Origin of the sequence: Micromonospora echinofusca, assembly GCF_017614955.1 — a bacterium.
Classification (GTDB): Bacteria; Actinomycetota; Actinomycetes; order Mycobacteriales; family Micromonosporaceae; genus Micromonospora; species Micromonospora echinofusca_A.
The window spans coordinates 1-5,843 of record NZ_WVUH01000405.1 but is presented as its reverse complement, the minus strand read 5'-3'; the positions used below and the strand labels follow the sequence as shown (position 1 = coordinate 5,843).

Here is a 5,843-nt window from a genome sequence, read left to right as displayed (position 1 = left end):
CGTCGAGAGAGCGCTCTCTTGGAGGGGGACATTAAGTTCCTGTTACGACGGAGTCAATGGCCGGATCAAAGAGAGAGCGCTCTCTGAGAGGGCCCGCGACCACCCTCCCGACACCATCGAAACCCGTCTCTACCAGCAGGAAAAGCCTCTCCCAGCCGGCTGGCGCGCCCCTCGGCACCCCCGGCCGGCCCGCGAAAATTTTCCACTCCACGTGATCATCGATCCCCGACGGGCCGGCCGGATCACCCCCGCCGGATCATCCCGCTGGTTCGCACCGTCGCAGAGACCGGTCCCGGGCGCGCCGCGACGGAGCACTCCCCGGGGAGGCGACAGGTGACCGACAGGGCAGCCGACGGGCAGCCCGGCACGGGCGGCCCGCCGGAACAATCCACGCCCGCCCCGATGGCAGGCCGAAGCGAAAGCAGCAGCGGCAATGGCGGAGAAAACGGAATTGCGCGCGTTACGGTACCGACCGCTGGCCGGAAAAATGCGGTAACGCTCCCACGATGCCCCCGAAAAACGCCCTCACCACCATCCGGAATGGTCACGGACAGTCCGAGACACCGCAGAGAATCGGCACCGACCGACCGGCCCGACGCGTCGACCGGTCACCCCCGCCGGACCGGACGACCGCCGGACCGGACGGCTGACGGACCGGACGACCGACGAACCGGGCGGCGCTCCCCGTCACCTGGTTGACTGGGCCGATGGGTGAGATCCTGCTGATCCGGCACGGCGAAACCGAGTGGAGCGCCGCGCACCGGCACACGTCGTACACCGACCTGGCGTTGACCCCCGCCGGCGAGCAGCAGGCCCGCGCGCTCCACCCGCACCTGGCCGGCCGGTCGTTCGCCGCCGTGCTGGTCAGCCCCCGCCGACGGGCCCGACGGACCGCCGAGCTGGCCGGCCTCACCCCCACCGCGATCGACGCCGACCTCGCCGAGTGGCACTACGGCGACTACGAGGGACGGACCAGCGCCGACATCCGCCGCGACGCCCCACAGTGGTACCTGTGGACCGACGGATGCCCCGGCGGCGAGTCCCCCGACCAGGTCGGCGCCCGCCTGGACCGGGTCCTCGCCCGGGCCACCGAGGCGGCCGGTCGGGGCGACGTCGCCCTAGTCGCGCACGGACACAGCCTGCGGGTGGCCGGTGCCCGCTGGATCGGCCTGCCGGCCAGCGGCGGCGGCCGGCTCCGGCTGGACACCGCCACCGTCTCCGTACTCGGTCACGAGCACGGCCGACCCGTCATTCTGCGGTGGAACCAGCCGCCTCCGGTGGCAGCCCCCGCGCCCTCGCCAGGGTCGCCGGGTCCGAACTGACCTTCGGCGGCCGGGCCTCGTACGGGGTGGACAGCACCACCGTCGTCCGGGTGGTCACGTTCGCCGCCGTCCGGATCTCCTGGAGCAGCCGCTCCAGGTCCGCCGGGCTGGCCACCCGCACCAGCAGCAGGTAGAAGTCCTCCCCGGCCACCGAGTAGCACGAGTCGATTTCCGGTAGATGGGCCAGCCGGTCCGGGGCGTCGTCCGGCTGGGACGGGTCGAACGGGCGGATCGCCACGAACGCCGTCAACGGCAGGTCCAGCGCCTCGAACGACACCTGGGCGGCGTACCCCTTGATCACTCCGCGTTGCTCCAGCCGGCGGACCCGCTGGTGCACGGCGGAGACCGACAGGCCCACCCGCTCCGCCAGATCCGTGTACGACAACCGACCGTCGGCGGTCAGCGCCGCGACGATGGCGCGATCGATCTCCTCCACGGCGTGCAACCTACCGGTAAAACCGGCCCCGGGCGACGGCGCCACCACCGCCCGGTACCGGTGTCATGGTGCGGGGCACCGCGTCACGTGGGCCGACTCACCGCGGCCGGGCCAGGTCACGGGAGATGACCAGCCGCTGGATCTGGTTGGTGCCCTCCACGATCTGGAGCACCTTCGCCTCCCGCAGGTACCGCTCCAGCGGGTGGTCGGCGACGTACCCGGCACCGCCGAGCACCTGCACCGCGTCGGTGGTGACCCGCATCGCGACGTCGGTGGCGAACAGCTTCGCCTTGGCCGCCTCGATCGAGTAGGGCCGCCCCGCGTCCCGCAGCCGGGCAGCCGCCAGGGTCAACGCGCGGGCCGCCGAGATCTGGGTGGCCAGGTCGGCCAGGAGGAAACCCAGCCCCTGGAAGTCGATGATGGCCCGACCGAACTGCTGCCGCTGCCGGGCGTAGTCGACCGCGTAGTCCAACGCCCCCTGCGCCAGGCCCACCGCGCAGGCGGCGATACCGAGCCGACCGGAGTCCAGCGCCGACATGGCGATACCGAAACCGCCCCCCTCCTCGCCGACCAGGCGATCGGCGGGCACCCGGGCGTCGTCGAAGGCGATCTGCGCCACCGGCGAGGAGCGCAGCCCCATCGTCCGCTCCGCCGCCTGCGGGGTGATCCCCGCCGTGCCCCGGTCCGCCAGCAGGCACGAGATACCCCGCGCACCCGGGCCACCGGTACGGCAGAAGATGTTGTAGAAGTCGGCCGAGTGGGCGTGGGTGATCCACGCCTTGGTGCCGGAGACGACAAATTCGTCGCCGTCACGTACCGCCCGGGTGGTCAGGGCCGCCGCGTCCGACCCGCCCTGCGGCTCCGAGAGGCAGTACGCCCCGAGCAGCTCCCCGCCGAGCATGTCCGGCAGGAGTTTGCGCAGCTCGGCACTGCCGTAGGTGGCCACCGGATAGCAGGCCAGGGTGTGCACGCTGACCGCCTCGGCGACGGCGAGCCAGCGGCTGGCCAGGATCTCCAGCACCTGGAGGTACACCTCGTACGGCTGGGCGGCGCCGCCGTGCTCCTCCGGGTAGGGCAGGCCGAGCAGGCCGGCCCGGCCGAGGGTGCGCAGCACCTCGCGGGGGAACTCGGCGCGCGCCTCGAACTCGGCCGCCCGGGGCGCGAGCTCCCGGTCGGCGAGGTCGGTGGCGAGGTCGAGCAGGTCGTGGGCCTCGTCGGTGGGGAGGATGCGGTCGACGGTCATAGCGCGGTGAACTCCGTGGGGGTGGTGTTGAGTCGTTCCACGCCGTCCGGGGTACAGACGACGATGTCCTCGATGCGGGCGCCGTGTCGGCCCGCGAGGTAGATGCCCGGCTCGACGGAGAAGGTCATCCCCGCCGCCAGGGGCCGCGCGTTGCCGGCGACCACGTAGGGCTCCTCGTGGCCGTCCAGCCCGATGCCGTGGCCGGTACGGTGCAGGAACGCCGGACCGTAACCCGCATCGGTGATCACCTGGCGGGCGGCGGCGTCGACCGCCCCGGCGGTGGTCCCGGGCCGCACCGCGGCGACCGCGGCCCGCTGGGCGGCGTGCAGCACCGCGTAGTAGTCGACGAACTCGGCCGGCGGCGGCGCACCACCGGTCACGTAGGTACGGGTGCAGTCGGAGCAGTACCCGGACGGCATCGTCCCGCCGATGTCGACCACCACCGGCTCCCCCGGGCCGATCGGCCGGTCCGAGGTGCCGTGGTGCGGGCTGGCCCCGTTGGGCCCGGCGGCGACGATCACGAAGTCGACGCTGACATGCCCGGCCTCGGTGATCGCGGCGGCGATGTCCACGGCCACCTCGGCCTCGGTCCGCCCGGGACGCAGCCACTCCCCCATCCGCTGGTGCACCGCGTCGATCGCCGCGCCGGCCTCCCGCAGCGCGGCCACCTCCGCCGGGGACTTACGGATCCGCAGCTCCCGCAGGACCTCACCGGCCAGTCGCTGGACCGCGCCGGGCAGGGCGGCACGCAGGGCGAGGACCTGCTCGGCCCACATCCGATCGGCAAGGCCGACGGCCGCCACCGGTCCGCCGAGGGCGGCCACCACCAGCGGGTACGGGTCGGATCCGTCGGCGTGGTCGACGATGCGCACCCCGGTGGCGGGCGCCGGGGACGCCTCGGCCGCCGGCCGTTCCAGGGTCGGCACGATCAGGGTGGGCTCGCCCTGCACGGGCAGCACCAGACAGGTGAGGCGCTCCGAGGCGTGCGCCGGATAGCCGGTCAGGTAACGCAGGTCGGAGCCGGGGGTGAGCAGCAGGGCGTCCAGGCCGGCTGCGGCGGCGGCCCGCCGGGCGGCGGCGATCCGGTCCGGCGGGTACAGCTCCTCGGTGCGCACCCCGTCAGCTTAACGGTCGTTCGGCCCACGGTGTGCCTCGCGCCGCCACCGGCCCCCGGGTGACGCGAGCCATTTCCGCCCGACAGTCCTCCCGTCGGCAATTCCGCACTGCCTTCGCTGCGCCGGTGCGACGACGGCAATCGGAGAATCAGTGAGGCGTGGCAACAACCTGTCCACCGGACAGGGAATTCTCCAGGTTTCCGTTACGGCCGCCGCCCGGGGCACCGGAGGCTCCGCAGCAACAATCCTCCATGCCGGCGAAATCGGCCCGGGGGCGGTTTTTTCTGGTGATTCCCCGGCGGAGCCGCCCTGCTCGCTCCGACCCACCTGGCCGGTCGACGGTGGCGGTGCTCGCACCTGCTCGGCACCCGAACCGGCCTCGCGGTCTACGACGGAACCGGCGCCGGGCGCCGGTCGGGGTGACTAGCCTCAGGGTGCGGGCCCTTCAGGCCGGACGGACGGAGGCGGACAGATGCCAGGCGACAGTCGACCGGACGGGCGGGGTGCCACCGTCCGCCGCCGGCTGCTCTGGTCCGGCCTGCTCGCCGTGATCGGGCTGGCCCTGCTGGCCGTCGGTCTGACCATCGCCGACGGCACCGCCGCCTGGATCGAGGTGACGATCGCGATCGTCCTGCTGGTGGCGAGCTACGCGCTCCAGTACCTCGCCCGACGGGAGACCGTCTACCGGCGCGACGAGCGGTCCTGACCCGGCGCGTGCCGTACCCCGCGCCGGGGGCCGGTGTGCCAGGCTGTCGGCGTGGCACACCGACCCCCGTTGCTTCTCATCGACGCACCCAGCCTCTACTTCCGGGCCTACTTCGGCATTCCCGAGTCGGCGGCCCGGGCAGCCGACGGCAGCCCGGTCAACGCGGCCCGGGGCTTCCTGGACATGCTCGCCTCGCTGATCCGTACCCGGCAGCCGGACCGGATGGTCTGCGCCCTCGACCACGACTGGCGGCCGGACTGGCGGGTGGCGCTGCTGCCGTCGTACAAGGCCCACCGGCTGGCCCCGGAGGGTGGTGAGGTGGTACCGGACACGCTCACCCCGCAGATCCCGGTCATCCTGGACGTGCTGGCCGCCATCGGTATCCCCGCCCTGGGCGCCGCCGGCTACGAGGCCGACGACGTGCTCGGCACCCTGGCCACCACCCAGCCCGGCCCGGTGGAGGTCGTCTCCGGCGACCGGGACCTGTTCCAACTGGTCGACGACACCCGTCCGGTCCGGCTGCTGTACGTGGGACGCGGCGTGGCGAACCTCGACGACTGTGACGACGCGGCCGTGCAGGCGCGGTACGGGGTGCCGGCCGACCGGTACGCCGACTTCGCCGCGCTGCGCGGCGACCCCAGTGACGGGCTGCCCGGCGTGGCCGGTGTCGGCGAGAAGACCGCCGCGCGGCTGGTCACCCGGTACGGCGGGGTCGCCGAGATCGTCGCCGCGCTGGACGACCCGGACGCGGGTTTCGCCCCGGGGCTGCGGACCAAGCTCACCGCCGCCCGGGACTACCTGGCGGTCGCGCCGCAGGTGGTCCGGGTGGCCCGGGACGTTCCGCTACCGGAGCTGGACACCGCGCTACCGAAGGCCCCCACCGACCCGGACCGGCTGCTGGCCCTGGCCGAACAGTGGAACCTGGCCAGCCCCTGCCGGCGCCTGGTGGATGCGCTGGCCGGCTGACCGCCACCTGTCCTGCGGCCTCACCACGCCACCCCGCCCCGGCACCACGTCACCC

At 73.5% G+C, this 5,843-nt stretch carries 6 protein-coding genes; 3 read left to right on the top strand and 3 right to left on the bottom strand.

Going from position 1 to position 5,843, the window contains the following annotated elements; all coding sequences use genetic code 11:
- The first annotated feature begins 707 nt into the window (after positions 1-707).
- Positions 708-1,322, top strand: coding sequence for a histidine phosphatase family protein (locus GSF22_RS29600; RefSeq protein WP_208817208.1), 615 nt, complete (start codon positions 708-710; stop codon positions 1,320-1,322).
- Here the strand turns inward: GSF22_RS29600 and GSF22_RS29595 are convergent.
- The 3 genes from GSF22_RS29595 to GSF22_RS29585 all read right to left on the bottom strand — a co-directional run bounded on the left by GSF22_RS29595 (position 1,249) and on the right by GSF22_RS29585 (position 4,116).
- On the bottom strand, positions 1,249-1,758 hold the full coding sequence (locus tag GSF22_RS29595) for an Lrp/AsnC family transcriptional regulator (RefSeq protein WP_208817207.1): 510 nt from the start codon (positions 1,756-1,758) through the stop codon (positions 1,249-1,251). The two genes, GSF22_RS29600 and GSF22_RS29595, sit on opposite strands and share 74 nt — an antisense overlap.
- Before the next feature lie 97 nt (positions 1,759-1,855).
- On the bottom strand, positions 1,856-3,001 hold the full coding sequence (locus GSF22_RS29590) for an acyl-CoA dehydrogenase family protein (RefSeq protein ID WP_208817206.1): 1,146 nt from the start codon (positions 2,999-3,001) through the stop codon (positions 1,856-1,858).
- Positions 2,998-4,116, bottom strand: coding sequence for a M24 family metallopeptidase (locus tag GSF22_RS29585; RefSeq protein WP_208817205.1), 1,119 nt, complete (start codon positions 4,114-4,116; stop codon positions 2,998-3,000). The genes GSF22_RS29590 and GSF22_RS29585 overlap by 4 nt, the downstream gene beginning before the upstream one ends.
- Before the next feature lie 472 nt (positions 4,117-4,588).
- Between GSF22_RS29585 and GSF22_RS29580 the strand changes: the two genes are divergently transcribed.
- Together GSF22_RS29580 and GSF22_RS29575 are read left to right on the top strand one after the other, a co-directional pair.
- Positions 4,589-4,822, top strand: coding sequence for a hypothetical protein (locus GSF22_RS29580; RefSeq protein WP_208817204.1), 234 nt, complete (start codon positions 4,589-4,591; stop codon positions 4,820-4,822).
- Between the two features lie 51 nt (positions 4,823-4,873).
- Positions 4,874-5,788: a 5'-3' exonuclease gene (locus GSF22_RS29575; protein WP_208817203.1), complete on the top strand. Its 915-nt coding sequence runs from the start codon at positions 4,874-4,876 to the stop codon at positions 5,786-5,788.
- The last annotated feature ends 55 nt before the right edge of the window (positions 5,789-5,843 follow it).